Source organism: Streptomyces sp. TN58 (assembly GCF_001941845.1).
Lineage (GTDB): Bacteria > Actinomycetota > Actinomycetes > Streptomycetales > Streptomycetaceae > Streptomyces.
On the sequence record NZ_CP018870.1, the window covers coordinates 3,746,956 to 3,764,655 of the forward strand.

Annotated in this window: 14 protein-coding genes, 1 tRNA gene and 3 pseudogenes; 9 read left to right on the forward strand and 9 right to left on the reverse strand. The window is 69.3% G+C overall.

All coding sequences use genetic code 11. The annotated features are described in order from the left end of the window. Positions 1-32 precede the first annotated feature (32 nt). Positions 33-692: a nucleotide exchange factor GrpE gene (grpE, locus tag BSL84_RS16940; RefSeq protein WP_030026728.1), complete on the reverse strand. Its 660-nt coding sequence runs from the start codon at positions 690-692 to the stop codon at positions 33-35. After that, positions 692-2,539 (reverse strand): molecular chaperone DnaK, encoded by a 1,848-nt coding sequence (gene dnaK, locus BSL84_RS16945; RefSeq protein WP_030026729.1) that lies wholly within the window; start codon positions 2,537-2,539, stop codon positions 692-694. The genes grpE and dnaK overlap by 1 nt, the downstream gene beginning before the upstream one ends. A gap of 256 nt (positions 2,540-2,795) precedes the next feature. On the opposite strand from dnaK, the gene BSL84_RS16950 reads away from it, so the two are divergent. The 5 genes and pseudogenes from BSL84_RS16950 to BSL84_RS37785 form a co-directional block, all read left to right on the forward strand. After that, positions 2,796-3,332, forward strand: coding sequence for a sugar transferase (locus tag BSL84_RS16950; RefSeq protein WP_045321617.1), 537 nt, complete (start codon positions 2,796-2,798; stop codon positions 3,330-3,332). 110 nt (positions 3,333-3,442) lie between these two features. Beyond that, a pseudogene (locus tag BSL84_RS16955) lies at positions 3,443-5,665 on the forward strand ((Fe-S)-binding protein); the annotation flags it as partial. A 757-nt stretch (positions 5,666-6,422) separates the two neighbouring features. Further along, positions 6,423-7,331: a Yip1 family protein gene (locus BSL84_RS16960; protein WP_030036061.1), complete on the forward strand. Its 909-nt coding sequence runs from the start codon at positions 6,423-6,425 to the stop codon at positions 7,329-7,331. A gap of 374 nt (positions 7,332-7,705) precedes the next feature. Continuing rightward, positions 7,706-8,071: pseudogene (locus BSL84_RS37780) on the forward strand (IS110 family transposase); the annotation flags it as partial. A gap of 106 nt (positions 8,072-8,177) precedes the next feature. Then, positions 8,178-8,330, forward strand: a pseudogene (locus BSL84_RS37785) (IS110 family transposase); the annotation flags it as partial. Positions 8,331-8,338: 8 nt separating this feature from the next. Here BSL84_RS37785 and BSL84_RS16970 read toward each other — a convergent pair. Together BSL84_RS16970 and dcd are read right to left on the reverse strand one after the other, a co-directional pair. Then, positions 8,339-8,839, reverse strand: coding sequence for a phosphoribosyltransferase (locus BSL84_RS16970; protein ID WP_045321619.1), 501 nt, complete (start codon positions 8,837-8,839; stop codon positions 8,339-8,341). Further along, a complete protein-coding gene (dcd, locus tag BSL84_RS16975; protein ID WP_045321620.1) occupies positions 8,836-9,423 on the reverse strand; it encodes a dCTP deaminase in 588 nt (195 codons plus the stop codon). The genes BSL84_RS16970 and dcd overlap by 4 nt, the downstream gene beginning before the upstream one ends. A 478-nt stretch (positions 9,424-9,901) precedes the next feature. Between dcd and BSL84_RS16980 the strand changes: the two genes are divergently transcribed. Beyond that, positions 9,902-9,972, forward strand: a tRNA-Gly gene (locus tag BSL84_RS16980). A 232-nt stretch (positions 9,973-10,204) separates the two neighbouring features. Here the strand turns inward: BSL84_RS16980 and BSL84_RS16985 are convergent. The 5 genes from BSL84_RS16985 to BSL84_RS17005 all read right to left on the reverse strand — a co-directional run bounded on the left by BSL84_RS16985 (position 10,205) and on the right by BSL84_RS17005 (position 14,229). Further along, positions 10,205-11,362, reverse strand: a complete 1,158-nt coding sequence (locus tag BSL84_RS16985; protein ID WP_045321621.1) for a helix-turn-helix domain-containing protein — start codon at positions 11,360-11,362, stop codon at positions 10,205-10,207. 30 nt (positions 11,363-11,392) lie between these two features. Continuing rightward, positions 11,393-12,031, reverse strand: coding sequence for a hypothetical protein (locus BSL84_RS16990; protein ID WP_159393526.1), 639 nt, complete (start codon positions 12,029-12,031; stop codon positions 11,393-11,395). Positions 12,032-12,192: 161 nt separating this feature from the next. Then, the gene (locus tag BSL84_RS16995) at positions 12,193-13,332 is read right to left on the reverse strand and encodes a tyrosine-type recombinase/integrase (protein ID WP_075970661.1); all 1,140 of its coding nucleotides are present in this window, start codon (positions 13,330-13,332) and stop codon (positions 12,193-12,195) included. Then, on the reverse strand, positions 13,332-13,550 hold the full coding sequence (locus tag BSL84_RS17000) for an excisionase family DNA-binding protein (RefSeq protein WP_075972130.1): 219 nt from the start codon (positions 13,548-13,550) through the stop codon (positions 13,332-13,334). Before BSL84_RS17000 ends, BSL84_RS16995 begins: the two co-directional genes overlap by 1 nt. Before the next feature lie 184 nt (positions 13,551-13,734). Further along, positions 13,735-14,229, reverse strand: coding sequence for a helix-turn-helix domain-containing protein (locus tag BSL84_RS17005; RefSeq protein WP_075970662.1), 495 nt, complete (start codon positions 14,227-14,229; stop codon positions 13,735-13,737). Between the two features lie 290 nt (positions 14,230-14,519). Here BSL84_RS17005 and BSL84_RS17010 point away from each other — a divergent pair, with 290 nt between their 5' ends. From BSL84_RS17010 to BSL84_RS17020, 3 genes are all read left to right on the forward strand, one after another. After that, a complete protein-coding gene (locus BSL84_RS17010) occupies positions 14,520-15,722 on the forward strand; it encodes a DUF3631 domain-containing protein (protein ID WP_075970663.1) in 1,203 nt (400 codons plus the stop codon). Positions 15,723-15,946: 224 nt separating this feature from the next. Further along, positions 15,947-17,011 carry a DUF2637 domain-containing protein gene (locus tag BSL84_RS17015; protein WP_324616532.1) on the forward strand — a complete coding sequence of 355 codons (1,065 nt, stop codon included), beginning with the start codon at positions 15,947-15,949 and terminating at the stop codon, positions 17,009-17,011. Between the two features lie 106 nt (positions 17,012-17,117). Continuing rightward, positions 17,118-17,699, forward strand: a complete 582-nt coding sequence (locus BSL84_RS17020; protein ID WP_324616533.1) for a plasmid mobilization protein — start codon at positions 17,118-17,120, stop codon at positions 17,697-17,699. Position 17,700 lies beyond the last annotated feature (1 nt).

The following is a 17,700-nucleotide window of genomic DNA, read 5'->3' on the forward strand; positions in this document are numbered from 1 at the left end:
GTCCCTCCTCCCGTGCCGCTACGTGTACTGCGTCAGCCCTGGTCGGCTGCATCCGCGTCCTCGCCGGACGGCTTGTCGCCCTCCGCGGACTCGGACTTGGGGGCCGCGCCCGGCTGGGGCTCGGCCACCGCGACCCGCGCGGGACGGATCGTACGCTCGCCGATCCGGTACCCCGGCTGCAGGATCGCCACGCAGGTCGTCTCGGTGACGTCCGGCGCGTACGAGTGCATCAGGGCCTCGTGGACCGTCGGGTCGAAGGGCTCACCCTCCTTGCCGAACTGCTGCAGGCCCATCTTGGCGGCGACCGTCTCCAGCGACTCGGCCACCGACTTGAAGCCGCCGACCAGCTCGCCGTGCTCCCGCGCCCGGCCGATGTCGTCGAGCGTCGGCAGGAGCTCCGTCAGGAGGGACGCGACCGCGATCTCCTTGACGGTGATCCGGTCCCGCTCCACCCGGCGGCGGTAGTTCTGGTACTCCGCCTGGAGCCGCTGGAGGTCCGCGGTGCGCTCACCGAGCGCGGTACGGGCCTGGTCCAGCTGCGCCAGCAGGGCCACATCCTGTGCGCTGTCCCCGGCCGGGGCCGCCCCCTCCGCCGTGTCGGCGGAGTCGGCGGCCTTCGGCTCGGCGTCGTCCTGAGCGGCGTCGGCGGGGACTTCGGGCTTCTCCTCGAAGCCCGGGGTCTCCTCCGACATCAGGCAGCGCCACCCTTCGGCTTCTCGTCGTCGACGATCTCGGCGTCGACGACGTCGTCGTCGGCCTTGGCCTGGCCCGCGTCACCGGCGGCGCCGGCGGCACCCTGGGCGGCCTGCGCGTCGGCGTAGAGCGCCTGGCCGAGCTTCTGGCTGACCGCCGCGAGCTTCTCGGTCGCGGTGCGGATCTCGCCGGTGTCCTCGCCCTTGAGCTTCTCCTTCAGCTCGGCGACAGCCGCCTCGACCTCGGTCTTGACCTCGGCCGGGACCTTGTCCTCGTTGTCCTTGACGAACTTCTCCGTCTGGTAGACGAGCTGCTCGCCCTGGTTGCGGGACTCGGCGGCCTCCTTGCGGCGCAGGTCCTCCTCCGCGTACTGCTCCGCCTCCTGGCGCATGCGGTCGACCTCGTCCTTGCCGAGCGAAGAGCCGCCGGTGACGGTCATCTTCTGCTCCTTGCCCGTGCCGAGGTCCTTGGCCGTGACGTGCATGATGCCGTTCGCGTCGATGTCGAAGGAGACCTCGATCTGCGGGACGCCGCGCGGTGCCGGGGGCAGGCCGGTCAGCTCGAACATGCCGAGCTTCTTGTTGTACGCCGCGATCTCGCGCTCGCCCTGGTAGACCTGGATCTGCACGGACGGCTGGTTGTCCTCGGCCGTCGTGAAGATCTCGGACCGCTTGGTCGGGATCGTGGTGTTGCGCTCGATGAGCTTGGTCATGATGCCGCCCTTGGTCTCGATGCCGAGGGACAGCGGGGTCACGTCGAGGAGCAGGACGTCCTTGACCTCACCCTTGAGGACACCGGCCTGGAGGGTGGCGCCGATGGCGACGACCTCGTCCGGGTTGACGCCCTTGTTGGCGTCCTGGCCGCCGGTCAGCTCCTTGACGAGCTCGGCGACGGCCGGCATGCGGGTGGAGCCGCCGACGAGGACCACGTGGTCGATCTCGGACAGCTGGATGCCGGCGTCCTTGATGACGTTGTGGAACGGGGTCTTGCAGCGGTCGAGCAGGTCCGCGGTGAGCTGCTGGAACTGCGAGCGCGTGAGCTTCTCGTCCAGGTGCAGCGGGCCCTCGGCGGAGGCCGTGATGTAGGGGAGGTTGATCGAGGTCTCCGTGGAGGAGGACAGCTCGATCTTCGCCTTCTCGGCGGCCTCGCGCAGACGCTGGAGCGCCATCTTGTCCTTGGACAGGTCGACGCCGTGGCCGTTGGCGAACTGCTTCACCAGGTAGTCGACGACGCGCTGGTCCCAGTCGTCACCACCGAGGTGGTTGTCACCGTTGGTGGCCTTGACCTCGACGACGCCGTCGCCGATCTCCAGGAGCGACACGTCGAAGGTGCCGCCACCGAGGTCGAAGACGAGAATGGTCTGGTCGTCCTTGTCGAGGCCGTAGGCCAGGGCGGCGGCCGTCGGCTCGTTGACGATGCGCAGGACGTTCAGACCCGCGATCTCGCCGGCCTCCTTCGTCGCCTGGCGCTCGGAGTCGTTGAAGTAGGCCGGGACGGTGATGACCGCGTCCGTGACCTTCTCACCCAGGTAGGCCTCGGCGTCGCGCTTCAGCTTCTGCAGGATGAAGGCGCTCATCTGCTGCGGGTTGAAGTCCTTGCCATCCAGGTTGATCTTCCAGTCAGTGCCCATGTGGCGCTTGACGGAGCGGATGGTCCGGTCCACGTTCGTGACCGCCTGGCGCTTGGCCACCTCGCCGACGAGGACCTCGCCGTTCTTGGCGAAGGCGACGACGGACGGCGTGGTCCTGGCGCCCTCGGCGTTGGTGATGACGGTGGGCTCGCCGCCTTCCAGAACGCTGACGACGGAGTTAGTGGTGCCCAGGTCGATGCCGACCGCACGTGCCATTTCGATTCCTCCAGCTGACTTGAGTGGAACAGACTCAACCATGCCGTACCGCCGCGCGCGCGTCAACAGAACTGAGTCGGGTCGGCTCAACCTTTAGCCGCTCCTTACGCGCAACCTTGGGTTCACCGGGTGGTACGGCCGGACGGGCCCGCGCTGCGCGGCCGGGCCGGACGGCGGCCCGCGCCGCGCGGCCGGACGGGGGACCCGCGCCGCGCGGCACGCCCGGGTCGCGATGCCCGTACGGCAGCGTGCTGGCATGCCGCCCACACTCACCGCCCCCCGGTTCCGGGTACGGGTACCCGCGGCCCCGCCGGCGAAGCGGGTGCTCGACCTCGCCGGGGCGGCGATCCTGCTGACCCTGCTCGCGCCGGTGCTGGCAGCGGCCACCGCACTGATGTACGCGGCCACCGGCGGGCACCCCTTCGCGCGGGAGGCCGCCGTCGGGCTCGCCGGGCGGCCGCTGCGGACCTGGCGCTTCGCCACGGCCGCGGCAGGCCGGCCGGGTGCGCTCCTGGAGCGGTTCGCCCTCGACGGGCTCCCCCAGCTGCTCAACGTGGTCCGCGGCGAGATGTCGCTGGTCGGCCCGCGCCCGCAGGCGCGTACGGACCACCCGTACCGGCTCCTGGTACGCCCCGGAATGACCGGCTTGTGGCAGGTGAGCGAACGCTCCGACCTACCCTGGGAGGAGATGGCTCTCCTCGACCTGCATTATGTGGAGAACCACTGGCTCGGGATGGACCTGGCGATCCTGGCGCGGACCCCGCGGGCGGCCTACCGACAAAGGCTCGCCTGAGCGACACAGATCACCGCACGCTCAGCTACATTGCGGCGTCGGGAATGGGTAACCTCAAGCCTTGACTTCATAAGTTACCGCTTAGTAAGTGCCGCCCGAGGAGCCCTCCCATGCAACTCGCCGCGATCATCGTGTCGCTGGTCCTGACCGTGGTCGGCGTCGCGCTGCTCGCACGAGCCGTGGCGCAGATCTACCGCTTCGTGAAGATCGGCCAGCCCGTACCGGCCGGCAGCCGCACGGACGACCCGAAGGCCCGAACGCTCACCCTCGTCCGGGAGTTCCTCGGCCACAGCCGGATGAACCGCTGGGGCATCGTCGGCTTCGCCCACTGGTTCGTCGCGATCGGCTTCCTGACGCTCCCGCCGACCCTGGCGCAGGCCTACGGCCAGCTCTTCCAGGCCGACTGGACCCTTCCGGTCCTGGGCGGCTTCCTGCCGTTCGAGCTCTACATCGAGTTCATCGGCCTGATGACCGTCGTCGGCATCCTGGTCCTGATCGCGATCCGCCTGCTCAGCCTGCCCTCGCGGGCCGGCCGCAAGTCGCGCTTCGCCGGCTCTAAGGCCTGGCAGGCGTACTTCGTCGAGTACATCATCCTCACCATCGGCCTCGCGATCCTGTGCCTGCGCGGCCTTGAGGGCGCGATCCACCACGTGGACAGCTGGGAGCCGGCGTACGCCATCTCCTACCCGCTGGTCATGGCCTTCGACGGGCTGTCGGCGAGCGCGCTGCAGAACGCCATCTACTTCACCGCGATGATCAAGATCGGCACCTCGCTGATCTGGATGATCGTCGTCTCGCTCAACACCAACATGGGTGTCGCCTGGCACCGCTTCCTCGGCTTCCCGAACATCTGGTTCAAGCGGAACGCCGACGGCGCCACCGCGCTGGGCGCGCTCCAGCCGATGACCAGCGGCGGCAAGGAGATCGACTTCGAGGACCCGGGCGAGGACGACAACTTCGGCGTCTCGCAGGTCGAGCAGTTCTCCTGGAAGGGCATCCTCGACTTCTCCACGTGCACCGAGTGCGGCCGCTGCCAGTCGCAGTGCCCCGCCTGGAACACGGGCAAGCCGCTCTCCCCGAAGCTCCTGATCATGTCGCTGCGCGACCACGCGCACGCCAAGGCCCCGTACCTGCTGGCAGGCGGCGGCAAGGACATGGAGGGCAACGAGAAGGCCACGGCCGAGCAGCTCGCCGGCGTCCCCGCCGCGGCGCTGGCGGAGGCCGAGCGCCCGCTGATCGGCACGGCCCTGGAGAACGGCGTCATCGACCCGGACGTGCTGTGGTCCTGCACGACCTGCGGTGCGTGCGTGGAGCAGTGCCCGGTCGACATCGAGCACATCGACCACATCGTCGACATGCGCCGCTACCAGGTGATGATCGAGTCCGCGTTCCCGTCGGAGGCGGGCACGATGCTCAAGAACCTGGAGAAGAAGGGCAACCCCTGGGGCCTGGCGAAGAAGCAGCGCGTCGAGTGGACGAAGGAGGTCGACTTCGAGGTCCCGATCATCGGCAAGGACGCGGAGGACCTCTCGGAGTTCGACTACCTCTACTGGGTCGGCTGCGCCGGCGCCCTGGAGGACCGGGCCAAGAAGACCACGAAGGCCTTCGCGGAGCTGCTGAACATCGCGGGCGTCAAGTTCGCGATCATGGGCGGCGACGAGAAGTGCACCGGTGACTCGCCGCGCCGCCTGGGCAACGAGCCGCTGTTCCAGCAGCTGGGCCAGGAGAACGTGGCCATGCTGAACATGGCGTTCGGCGAGGACGACGACGACCCGGAGACGAAGAAGCCGAAGTCGGCGAAGCGGATCGTCTCGACCTGCCCGCACTGCTTCAACACCATCGCGAACGAGTACCCGCAGCTCGGCGGCGAGTACGAGGTCATCCACCACACGCAGCTGCTCCAGCACCTGATCGACGAGGGCCGGCTGACGCCGGTGACGCCGGTCGACGGTCTGATCACGTACCACGACCCGTGCTACCTGGGCCGGCACAACAAGGTCTACACGCCGCCGCGCGAGATCATGTCGGCCGTGCCGGGACTGCGCCAGCAGGAGATGCACCGCCACAAGGAGCGGGGCTTCTGCTGCGGCGCCGGTGGCGCGCGGATGTGGATGGAGGAGCGGATCGGCAAGCGCATCAACAACGAGCGCGTCGACGAGGCCCTGTCCCTCAACCCCGACATCGTCTCGACCGCCTGCCCGTTCTGCCTGGTCATGCTGACCGACTCGGTCAACGGCAAGAAGAACGAGGGTCAGGCGAAGGAGTCCGTGCAGGTCGTGGACGTGGCCCAGCTGCTGCTGGAGTCGGTCAAGGCCCCGGGCCCGACGGAGGAGGAACTGGCCGCGCTGGCGGCCGAGGCGGAGGCGGAAGCCGCGGCGGCCGCTGCGGCGGAGGCGGAGGCCAAGGCGGAAGCGGAAGCGGAAGCGGCTGCCAAGGCGAAAGCTGAAGCCGAGGCGAAGGCCAAGGCGGATGCGGAGGCCGAGGCGGACGCGAAGGCCAAGGCCGAGGCCGAGGCGGAGGCCGCAGCTGAGGCCGAGACCAAGGCGGAGGCCGAGGCGAAGGTTGAGCCGGAGGCCGAGTCCGAGACCGTGGCCGCGGCTGCGCCGGAGGCGGAAGCCGAGGCTCCGGCCGAGAACGTCGTCGCCGAGGCCACCGCGGCGGACGCCGAGGCGGCGCCGCAGGCCGAGGCCGCGGGCGAGGCCGAGCAGGAGAGCCCGGCCGAGCCGAAGGCGAAGGCCGAGGACGCCAAGTAGGAACCCGGGCCGTCGGCCGCCAGGCGAACGGCCCACACACCGGAAGCGGCCGGTCCCCCCTCGGGGACCGGCCGCTTCCGGCTTTCCGGGGCCAGCCCCGCCCACCACCCGCAGGGTCGGTCGGCGGCTCGGCGGGGCCGATCCCCGGGCACACGCCTGGATCGGAGGCGTCCGGCGCCGCACCGCAGCCGAGTGAACCGGACAGTCGACCCAGGCCCGCCGGGGGTGGGGACAGCCACCCGGGGATCCCCTAAGGGATGTCACAGGTCAGCCGCAAAGGGCGCCGGTTCCGGCTGCCCGGCCACCGGAGCCCGCCGGACCAGGTACGTTCGATCACGTGGCTGGATTCAGGATCGGACGCGGCCGGGACAACAACCGCGCTCCCCAACAACCCCCGCAGCAGCAGCAGTCGTACGGTCAGCAGCAACCGCCGCCGTACGGCCAGCCGCCCTACCCTCCCGTCGGCGGCCCGCCACCGCAGCAGCAGTGGCCGCAGCCGACCGCCGGAGGCCACGGCGAGCCGGAGTACTTCGACCCGTACGGGCAGCCGCACCCGCATGCGCAGCAGCCCCCGTACGGCCCCGGAGGCGGCGGGAACTACAGCAACGACAACCCCGGGCACACCCAGGTCTTCGCCGTCGGCGAGGACCCGTACAGCCAGGGCGCGACCTACCACGCGGGCGCTGCCGCGGCGGCGCCGTCCGGGCCGCGGCTGCCGTGGAAGGACCTGCTGCGCGGCATCGTGACGCGGCCGGGGCAGACCTTCCTCCAGATGCGCGACTACGCCGTCTGGGGTCCCGCGCTGATCGTGACCTTCCTCTACGGCCTCCTCGCGGTCTTCGGCCTGGACGACGCCCGCGAGGACGTGATCAACGCGACCCTGTCGAAGGCCGTCCCGATCGTGCTGTCCGCCGGCGTGGCGTTCGTCATCTGCGGACTGCTCCTGGGCGCGGTCACCCACACCCTGGCCCGCCAGATGGGCGGCGACGGCACCTGGCAGCCCACCGTGGGCCTGTCGATGCTGGTCATGTCCATCACGGACGCCCCGCGTCTGCTCTTCGCCGTGTTCCTCGGCGGCGACAACATGGTCGTCCAGGTGCTCGGCTGGGCCACGTGGGTCGCCGCGGGCGCGCTCTTCACCTCGCTGGTCAGCAAGTCGCACGACCTGCCGTGGCCGAAGGCGCTCGGCGCCTCCGCGATCCAGCTGATCGCCCTGCTGTCGATCATCAAGCTGGGCACGATCTAGCTGCACGCACATACATGCGCGAGGGGCCCCCGGCACCAGCCGGGGGCCCCTCGCGCATCGTGCGGTGAACCGGTGAACGCGACGGTCAGGCGTCCCTACCTTGTTGACCGGGATGAGCGAGCCATTCGTAGGGTTGGCTCACCCAGGGGTGCCGGGTGTGGCTTTCAGGCGTCTGCCGTTGGTGGCTTACTTCGATTCGCCGCCCGGCACCCCACGACGACTCGGCTGCTCATTAGGAATTGCGGCACTGATCGCTCAGTAGGGACTCGACAGCGAAGTCGTCCGTGGCACCTGTACACACACGACCCGCGGAGAAGTACGTGACAGCAATCTGGGCCGGTATCGACGCCGGGAAGACCCATCACCACTGTGTGGTGATCGACGACACCGGCAAGCGCCTTCTGTCCCGGCGCGTCGCCAACAACGAGAGTGAACTGCTCAAGCTCTGTGCGGACGTTCTCGCACTCGGCGACGAAGCGGTCTGGGGCATCGACCTGGCTGACGGCGGGGCCGCCCTGGCCATCACGGTGCTGTTCAACCACGGCCAGCAGCTGCTCTACATCCCCGGGCGGGCGGTCAACCGGGCCTCCGAGGGCTACCGTGGAGACGGCAAAACCGACGCCAAGGATGCGGCGGTGATCGCCGACCAGACCCGCATTCGGCGTGATCTCGCCGCGTTGCGGCCTGGCGACAAGCTGGTGTCCGAGTTGAGGGTCCTCGTCCGTCACCGCCGCGACCTCAGCGACGACCGCACCCGGACAATCAACCGGCTCCGCGGCCACCTCACCGAGATCTTCCCCGGCCTGGAGCGTGAACTCGATCTGGGCAATGTCGGTCTGCGAGGAATCCCGCCGCTTCTACGACCGCAAGCGCGCCGAGGGCAAGCGGCACAGCCAAGCCGTCATGGCCCTCGCACGCCGACGAGTCAATGTCCTCTGGGCTCTATTGCGTGACGGACGGTGCTACCAACCCATACCGCCCGTCACGTCAGCTGCTTGACATCCCGATTAGGAATCGAGGACCTGGCCCTCGCGCTTGACGACCGGCGGCTCGACCGACCAGGGGAAGTTGATCCACTCGTCGGTCTTCTTCCACACGTACTCGCACTGCACGAGCGAGTGGGACTTCTCGTAGATGACGGCGGAGCGCACCTCGGCGACGTGGCCGAGGCAGAAGTCGTGCACCAGCTTGAGCGTCTTGCCGGTGTCGGCGACGTCGTCGGCGATGAGGACCTTCTTGTCGGTGAAGTCGATCGCCTCGGGCACGGGCGCCAGCATGACCGGCATCTCCAGCGTGGTGCCGACGCCGGTGTAGAACTCCACGTTCACCAGGTGGATGTTCTTGCAGTCCAGGGCGTACGCCAGGCCGCCGGCGACGAACACGCCGCCGCGGGCGATGCTCAGGATGATGTCGGGCTCGTAGCCGTCGTCGGCGATGGTCTGCGCCAGCTCGCGCACGGCGGTGCCGAAGCCCTCGTAGGTCAGGTTCTCGCGTACTGCGTCGCTCATGCCTCGTGCCTGACCTGGGTGCGGTGGAAGTTCTGGAAGGAGCGCGAGGCGGTCGGCCCGCGCTGCCCCTGGTACCTGGAGCCGTACCGTTCGCTGCCGTACGGGAACTCCGCGGGCGAGCTGAGCCGGAACATGCACAGCTGCCCGATCTTCATGCCGGGCCAGAGCTTGATCGGCAGCGTGGCCAGGTTCGACAGCTCAAGGGTCACGTGGCCCGAGAACCCGGGGTCGATGAACCCGGCGGTCGAGTGCGTCACGAGGCCGAGACGGCCCAGGCTGGACTTGCCCTCCAGCCGGGAGGCGATGTCGTCGGGCAGCGAGATGACCTCGTAGGTCGACGCCAGGACGAACTCGCCGGGGTGCAGGATGAACGCCTCGTCCCCTTCGGGCTCGACCATCCGCGTCAGGTCCGGCTGCTCGACCGCGGGATCGATGTGGGCGTAGCGGTGATTCTCGAACACCCGGAAGAACCGGTCGAGACGCACATCGATGCTGGAGGGCTGCACCATCGCCTCGTCGAACGGGTCGATGCGAACCCGTCCGCTGTCGATCTCGGCCCGGATGTCTTTGTCAGAGAGAAGCACGTCCCGAGGATACGCAGAGCGCGCGGGCCTCCCCCAATCGAGAGGGACCGCCCGCGCGCCCGGCCGTACGTCTCACACCCGCGCTCAGCGCTTGGGCGCACCGCCGACGGGCACGGCCTGCCGCAGGCGCGCGCACCGCGGACACCGCAGCAGCCGCCCGGGCCCGATCCGGCCGGCACCGAGCTGCTGCAGCGGGAAGGAGGCGGTACTGAAAACATGCCCTTCGGCACAACGGACGACGGTGTGCTCCATCGAGTCCCTTTCCCCAACGAGCCATTCTGCGACGAATCGCCACATTAGGGGATGATCCCGCACCGGCTCCAGCCGCCGCGCTCCGCACGACACGGTACGCCCCAACTCCCGCGCCCACACGCCTGGATGCACACGACAGGCAACGGCGGCACCGCGGCAAATACACCGGGAGGCGATCATGGGGTAGAGTGTGGAACGGTAGGGATCCAGGCAACTGGCCCGCTGCGCGGATGTAGTTTAATGGTAGAACATGAGCTTCCCAAGCTTATAGCGCGGGTTCGATTCCCGTCATCCGCTCTTGAACGAAGGCCCAGGCCAGAGACCTGGGCCTTCTTTGTTGTCTAGACCTATTGGGGGCTGTCGTGCCCTCCGCGTGCCCCAACTCGGCTTTACGCCCTGCCCATGGCGCTGCCCCCGCACCATTTAGGTGGTGCGGGGGCAGCGCCGTCTCAATATGCGGGCGGGTAGCTCTGTGATCCGCACCACTTCCGACCGAGGGAACGTTCCTCCGTAGGCGCAAATGCGAGTGTCAACGCACGACGGAGAGTTGCGGCCTGTGGGAGGCGGCCGCACCACGGGCACCACCGCGCCCGCCCTCCTGGGCCATGACCACCAGGCCGAAGATCAAGTCACTGAGGTCGGCTGCTCGCAGGTCGAGGTCCCGGGCGACTTGGGCCAGCGGCATGCTCTCCGCTCGAAGGGCGGCGAAGACCTTGCCCAACACCTGGGAGGTCTCCCGCGTGAGCGTGCTTTGGGGTTCCGACTTCCGGTAGCCCATGCGACTGAGCTCGACGCAATGCGTGCGGTACTGCCATTCGGTGGTGAGGTTGAGCTCGTGCAGGCGGTGGGCGAGTGCCATGGCGGCGACCTTCCAGCGACGCTTCGCCTGCAGGATCCAGGCGGTGCTCGGGTTGCGAGGGGCGTGCGCCAAGACGTCCGCAGCCGGCATGAGCAGAGCTGCCGCGAAGCGGTGCGCTTCCCCTTCGGCCTGGGGGCCATGGGGGACCTGCTCCTCGCCATGCAGAACCAGGTGGCCGAGCTCATGTGCGGCGTCGAAGCGTCCGCGCTCGGCTGTCTTCTCGGTGTTCAGCAGCACGAACGGGATGCCTCGGTCCCAGAAGGAGAAGGCGTCCACTTCCGGGCAGTCCCTGGACAGCGAGAACACGCGAACACCGTGCGCTTCAAGTAGATGAACCATGTTGGGGATCGGGGTGACCCCCAACCCCCATCGAGTGCGAACCAGTTCGGCTGCGCGCTCGGCGGGACAGTTCTCGGCACCGGCCTCGCCCGGAAACACTGGTTCGTCGTCGCTGCCGAGACGGCTGAACGAGGTCAAGGTCGGAAGGTCCGGCGCCGGCAGCTTGAAGCGAGCCCGGATCCAGTCCTGCAAGATCCGGGCGAGGCGACCACTGCTCAGGGCGATGTCCCGTTGTGAGGCCGTCATCTTGCTCAGCGCCCTGAAGCTGACCGACTCGACGGGCAGGTCGGCGACCTCTTCGGCGACGAAGAAGGACTCCGGGAACTCCAGAGCCTCAGCAAGGCTGGCCAGGGAGGCCGGGGGAGGGTAGGCCCGGCCGTTCTCGTAGTCGGACAACCGGCGGGCGGTGAGTCCGACCATCTGGGCGAGACGGGTGACGGTGAGCCCGCGGCGCTTGCGCGCCAGGACGAGCCGGGATGCGGTGGTCATGGGAGTGCCAATGGGTTGTGGGGTGGACGATCAGCCCAGACGCTCGATCGGGATGTCGATGCCGCCTTCGCCGTCGTCGTCGTTCGGGAACGGGTTGAAGCCCTCGAAGTCGATGTAGGGGAAGATGATCCGCTCGTGCCAGCTGTCGATCTTGCCGCGGCTCCCCGGGTTGGTCGGCAGTGACAGCTCGTAGTAGAGCCGCGTGCCCGTCAGGGTGTTCACGTGCTGGTACAGGAGGAACCAGGTCGGGATCCCCTCCCCGACTCCCTGAGGCTCGGGATCGGCCTCGTAGCCAGGGAACACCAGCTGTCGGTTGGTCTCAACCCGGCGGATGACCGCCGTGCCCTTCGCGTAGCGAGTGGCAGGGGTGAGCGCGGCGTAGCCGGTGGCCTTGTTGCCGCTGGAGGCGGTGATGGCGAAGTCCTCCACCGGCGACAGTAGGAGCGAGACGTTCTGAGGGCTCACACTGCGCCACCCGTCAGGGATGTACGCCTCGCGCAGGAAGCGGATGGTCCTGCCCCAGAAGATGTTGCCCGGGAGCGAGACCGGGTCGAGGGGCGTGCAAAAGTTGCGCTCCGCCTCGGCGCGTCGCAGCACGTTCTCGATGGTTTCGGCCGAGAGCCCCAGGTCTGCGAGACGGCTCTGGCCGCGTGAGTCCTCAACGTGCATGACTGCCATATTCAGCCCCTGCCCACGGAGTGCGATTTCCGGAAATCCTCCCTCATTCGAGGGAGGAAATCAAGAAGCACTACTGGTCAGTCGGCTGTCAGGGCACGACGAACCCGACCAGAGCTGATCGTAAATCGCTCTGACCGGGGACGTCACGGATCTCAGTCGGGCTCGGAGCCAGTCGCACGTCCGCGCAACTCACGGACCTTGGTGTCGATGCCTCCGGCGACCTCCTGCTGGCGGGCGTCGTCGGAGTGCTGGTAGATCATCGCGGCCTTCTCCGAGGACTGGCCGGCGCGGACCATCGTGTCCTTGAGCGTGGCGCCGGACTGGGTGGAGAGGGTGTGGCCCGTGTGCCGGAGGTCGTAGAAGCGGAAGTCCTTCGGCAGGCCGACCTTGGCGCGGGCCTTCGCCCACTTCCGGCCGAAGTTCGTCCGCCGGAAGGCCGCCCCCTTCTCGCCCACGAACAGCAGCCCGTCGGGCTCCTTCTCCGCGAACCAGTCCAGGTGCCGCTTGACCTCGATGTGGAGGAAGGACGGCAGGTGGATGGTGCGCACACCGGCCGCGGACTTGGTGTCGCCTTCGACGCGGCGGCCGGTGTTCAGCTCCGGGGCGGCCTCCGTGACCCGTACGGCGAGCGGGTCGAGGGTGACGGAGGTGCGGCGCAGGGCAGCCAGCTCCTCCGGGCGCATCGGGCCGTAGGCCCCGAGGTAGACCATCAGGCGCCAGCGGATGCCGATGGCCTCGGCGAGGGCGTCGACCTGCTCGACGGTGGCCGTCGTGCGTTCCTTCGCCTTCTCGCTGCCGGCGCCCCTGATCCGGCACGGGTTGCGCCGGATCAGCTCGTCGTCCGTCGCCGTCTCCATGATCGCCTTGAGCAGGCGGTAGGACTTGGCGACGGTCGTGGCCCCGGTGGCGGCCAGGCGCTCGGTCCGCCAGGTCCGAACGTTCGGAGGGGTGATCTCATCGAGGTCCACCTCGCCAAAGAAGGGGAGGAGGTGCAGGCGCAGGAGGCGGCGGTACAGCTCCTCCGTGGTGGCGGACAGGCCGCGCTCCTCCACCCACTTCAAGGCGTACTCCTTGAAGTTGACCGCCCCGACCTCCGGGTCCACCCAGACATTGCGCTGGATGTCCGCTTTGGTGAGGGTCAGCCAGTCCTGGGCGTCTGTCTTCGTCTCGAACGTCTCCGGCGCGGTGCGACGGGAGCCATCCGGTGCCCAGTAGCGCGCCTGCCAGCGTCCGGAAGGAAGCCGGCGTACGGTGCCGAACTCACGCCGCCGCTGCGGCTTGCGGCCCGCCATCAGGCCGCCTTCCCGAAGCGGGAGCGCACGTCGCGAAGCGTGGGGACCGTGCGCTCCTCCACGTACGCGGTCAGCACGCTGTCGGCGATGCGGACGTGCTTGCCGAGCTTCACGTAGCGGATCCGGCGTTCCTGGATGAGCCGGCGGATGAAGCGCACGCCGGTGCCGAGGCGTTCGGCGGCCTCGTCGACGGTGAGCAGGCGGTCGTTGTTGTTCACCTCCTTCGCCGTGCGGGGCTGAGCGGAGGCGTGGGGTATCGCCGTGTGGCGCAAGCGGGGTCCTCTCGTGGCCTCGGCTGATGGGGCGGCAACCCCGGCCGGGCCGGTGTCGTTCCGGGATGGGATGGGCGTGTGGTGCGGCCGTGGCCTGGGGTTTGCGGTCCAGGGCGGCCGGAGAAGCGGGCTACGGCTGGGGCGGGGCCCCGAACTCCTCCTGGTTGATCTTCATGGTGTTCTCGGCGATGGCGTTGCTGACCATCACGTCGGCCTCCTCGCGGATGTCCGGGTGCTCGTCGAGGTAGGCAGCGAGTTCGGCGGTGGCCCGGCGGTACACGTGCTGGGCTCTTTGGGCGGCCGCGTTGGCGGCCACGACGGTGTCGATCAGCTCCATGGCGCGGCCGGCGGCTGCCAGGGCCGGCGGGCCGACGAGGTTGGACAGCGACACCCCGAAGACCTCGGCGAAGCCGATGGCCTCGTCGAGGTTGATGCGGCGCTTGCCGTTCTCGATCCGCCACACCGCCGACGGGTTCATCTCGTAGCCGGCCTCGTTGAGCCGGTCGGAGAGCGTGGTGGTGCTCCAGCCCCGCCGCTCTCGCTCGGCCTTGATCCGCTTGGCGGCGTTGTCCTCGCCCTTGAGCAGGACGCCCTCGGATGCGTCCTCGCCGTCGTCGTCGGGCATTAACCCGTCCTTCCTCTCGCATCATGTCCCTGCAATTCGCAGCAGCCTAAACAGTACACCATGCTCTGCTGTTTGCATAGTCTCTCTGCGTGTGGCATGGTTGATGTACTGGACCGCTGCTGTCCACAGGAGACCGCCAGCACCTAGCCCGACATGCAAAAAGCCCCCCGGTGCTTGCGACACCGAGGGGCTCAAAGCGCAAACCTCACGCCGCCCATCCCTGAACGACTAGCTGCAGTGCCGGGATTGCCGTCCCATATGGCCGCAGATTGAGGAGCTCGATGTCCAGTATGGACGAAGCCACCCCGAACACGCCATCGCTTCCCGTCGAGTGGCCGCCGACCGCCGTCCCCGGCCAGCCGACTATTCCCGCGCCCACCCCGGACCCCGAGGGCGTGGAGGTCCTGGACCTACTCCGGGACACGATCCGGCGCTACGTCGTGATGCCGAGCGACGAAGCCCTGACCGCGACCACGCTGTGGGCGGCGGCGACCCACCTGCAGACGGTGTGGCAGCACGCGCCGCGCCTCGCGGTGGTCGGACCGGCCAAGCGCTGCGGCAAGTCACGGCTCCTCGAAGTCCTGATCGAGGCCGTCCACGAGCCGCTGATCACGGTCAACGCCTCCGCCGCCGCGATCTTCCGGTCGATCGGCGAGGGCAACCCGCCCACGCTCCTCGTGGACGAGGTCGACACGATCTTCGGCAGCGCGAAGGTCGCGGAGAAGAACGAGGAGATGCGCGGCCTGCTCAACGCCGGCCACCAGCGCAACCGGCCCACCCTGCGGGTCTCCGGCCCCAACCACGAGGTGGTCAAGTTCGACACCTTCGCCATGGCCGCCCTCGCCGGAATCGGCGACCTGCCCGACACGATCATGGACCGGTCGGTTGTCATCCGCATGCGCCGCCGAGCCGAGACCGAGAAGGTCAGTTTCTGGCGCTACGGCCGCGACGACCTGGCCGTACGCGAGCTCCGCACACGGCTGGCGGCCTGGCTGGCCTCCGTACGCGAGAAGGCACTCGCCCTGGAGCCGAAGATGCCGGTCGAGGACCGCGCCGCCGACACCTGGGCGCCGCTGATCAGCGTCGCCGACCTCGCGGGCGGAGACTGGCCCGTCCTGGCCCGCACCGCGTGCACGGCCATGACCGACTACGAGGCCGGGCGCGACGAGGACGGCGGACTGAAGATCCGCATCCTCGCCGACATCCGCCGCGCCTTCGCCTCCGAGGGCGACCAGCCGGCGATCCGCACCGGCCGCCTCCTGGAGATACTCAACGCCGACCCCGAGGCGCCCTGGGCCGAGCACAGTCCCAGCGGGCTCACCCCGCGCGGCCTGCAGATCCTGCTCCAGGACTACGGCATCAAGTCGGCCAACCGCCGCTTCCCCGGCGGCCACCAGGCCAAGGGCTTCACCCGCGCCCAGTTCACCGACGCCTGGACCCGCTACTGCCCGCCCGAGGCAGCCACCACCCTCCCGGTCGAGCCCGGCGCCTGACCCTCCCCGACTCGTCCCACTCGTACCCGCGCAGGTCAGCGCGGGGACGAGTCACCGACCCGCAACGAGTCGACTCGACATCACCGCCCCACCCGTACCTGCCATGACCAGCGGCGGGACGGGTGGGACGAGTCCCCACCGCCCACGGCCGCCCACGCCGGCGGCCACACCCAGCCCTGGAGCCCTCCACCTTGCATCTCCCTGCTCCAAGCGCCCCGGCGGCCATGCGCAGCATCCGTGCCGGCATGGCGCGGTTCGCCTCCGGCGCCAAGAACGACGACCTCAAGCAGCGTGCCGATCCTGGCGACGCTCGCCGAGCACCCGCTCCCGCCGGGAGTCGTCGTGTGAACCGCACGGGACGCATCGCCCTCGTGATCGGCCTGGTGGCCGTCGTCCTCATGGCCTTCCGGGTCTCGTGGAACGCGCTGTCCGACGTGGCCCGCGCCATCGGCGCCGACTCCACCGCCGCCTTTCTCTACCCGATCGTGGTCGACGGGCTCATGGCCCTCGCGCTGATCGCCACGCTCGTGCTGACCGACGCCGACCGGAAGTTCGCGCTGCGGGTCCTGGCGACCTACACGATCGCCAGCCTCCTGCTGAACTACGTGCACGGCCTCGTACCGGCCCTGCACACCGACTCGATCCAGTGGGGCCGACTGACCGACTTGGACTACGCGAACTGGGCCCTCGTCCTGCTGGCGACCTCACTCCCGGTCGGGTCGATCTACTTCGGATCGGACCTCGTGGCGAAGGTGCTGCACCACAAACCCGAGTCGGCCGACTCCCCCGAAACGGCCTCCGGCCAGTCGGTCGGCGAGCAGGCCCCGCAGTCGACGCCTGACCGGCCCGGATCGATCCCCGAGCAGCTGACCGAGTCGACCCCCAGGAAGGTCACCGAAGGGCCCGTGACGGGGTCGGCCGAGGGAGTCGACGCAGCCCCCGGCGCCCGACCGCCCCGGTCGGTCACAGCGGCGGCGTCGAGCGGTGCCGCCCCGCGTCGGGCGACCGGTCGGGTCCCCGCCGCAGCCAAGCCGACCGCCGACCGCACCCGCACCGACGCCGACCTCCTCGACAAGGCCCGGCTCCTGACCGCCGACTGGACCGGTGACCAACTGACCGCCGAGCGCTTGCGGACCGAACTACGGATCGGCCAGAACCGCGCCCGCATCCTGCGCGACCGACTGCAGGCCGAGCGGACCGGCCAGGACCAGCCCGCCCTGCACGACGGCTCCGCGATCGGGTCACTCGACGGACTCGACGGCGCCACCGCCACCGTCGGCATCGCCTGACCCTCACACCGACCTCGCCCTTCCGTCGCATCCCGGGTCCTGTGCAGCCGAGCGCACAGGGACCCGGAGACCGCGCACAACCAAACGCCCATCGGAGAACCGACCCATGCACGACCTGAACTACGAACTCCCCACCACCCAGCAGCAGATGATCACCGGCCTCAACGACGCAGCAAGTTGTCGGGTAAGGAGTCCTTACCCGACCTCCGCCCCAGGGGAGGTGGAGGCGTCCGGCGCCGAGGGGGCGCCGGTGTCGGCCGGCCCGGGGGAGCCGACTCAGGGAGAAGCCACACAGCCGTGCGCGCCGCGCCGCCGTCTTCGCGAACCCACGCTGCGCGAGAAGCGCGTCCACCCCCGCTACAGCGACACCGAGTTCACCCTCCTCACGACAGCCGCTCACCTCAGCCGCATGTCGGTCGGCGGCTACGTCGCCGAGACCTCGCTCGCCGCCGCCCGTGCGGATGATCCCACCGCCGCGGTCGCTGACTACCGAGCCATGCTCCAGGCGCTGATGGCCGCCAACCGTGAGCTCGCCGCAGTCGGCCGCAACCTCAACCAGCTCACCTGGCACCTTCACAAGGACGGCGCCTGGCCCGCGCAGGACAGCGTGGCGCGACTGCTGAACCGGGTCGAGGCATCGGTCGACGATGTGGACCTGGCCGTCGCCCAGGTGATCTCGGGGCGGTGAC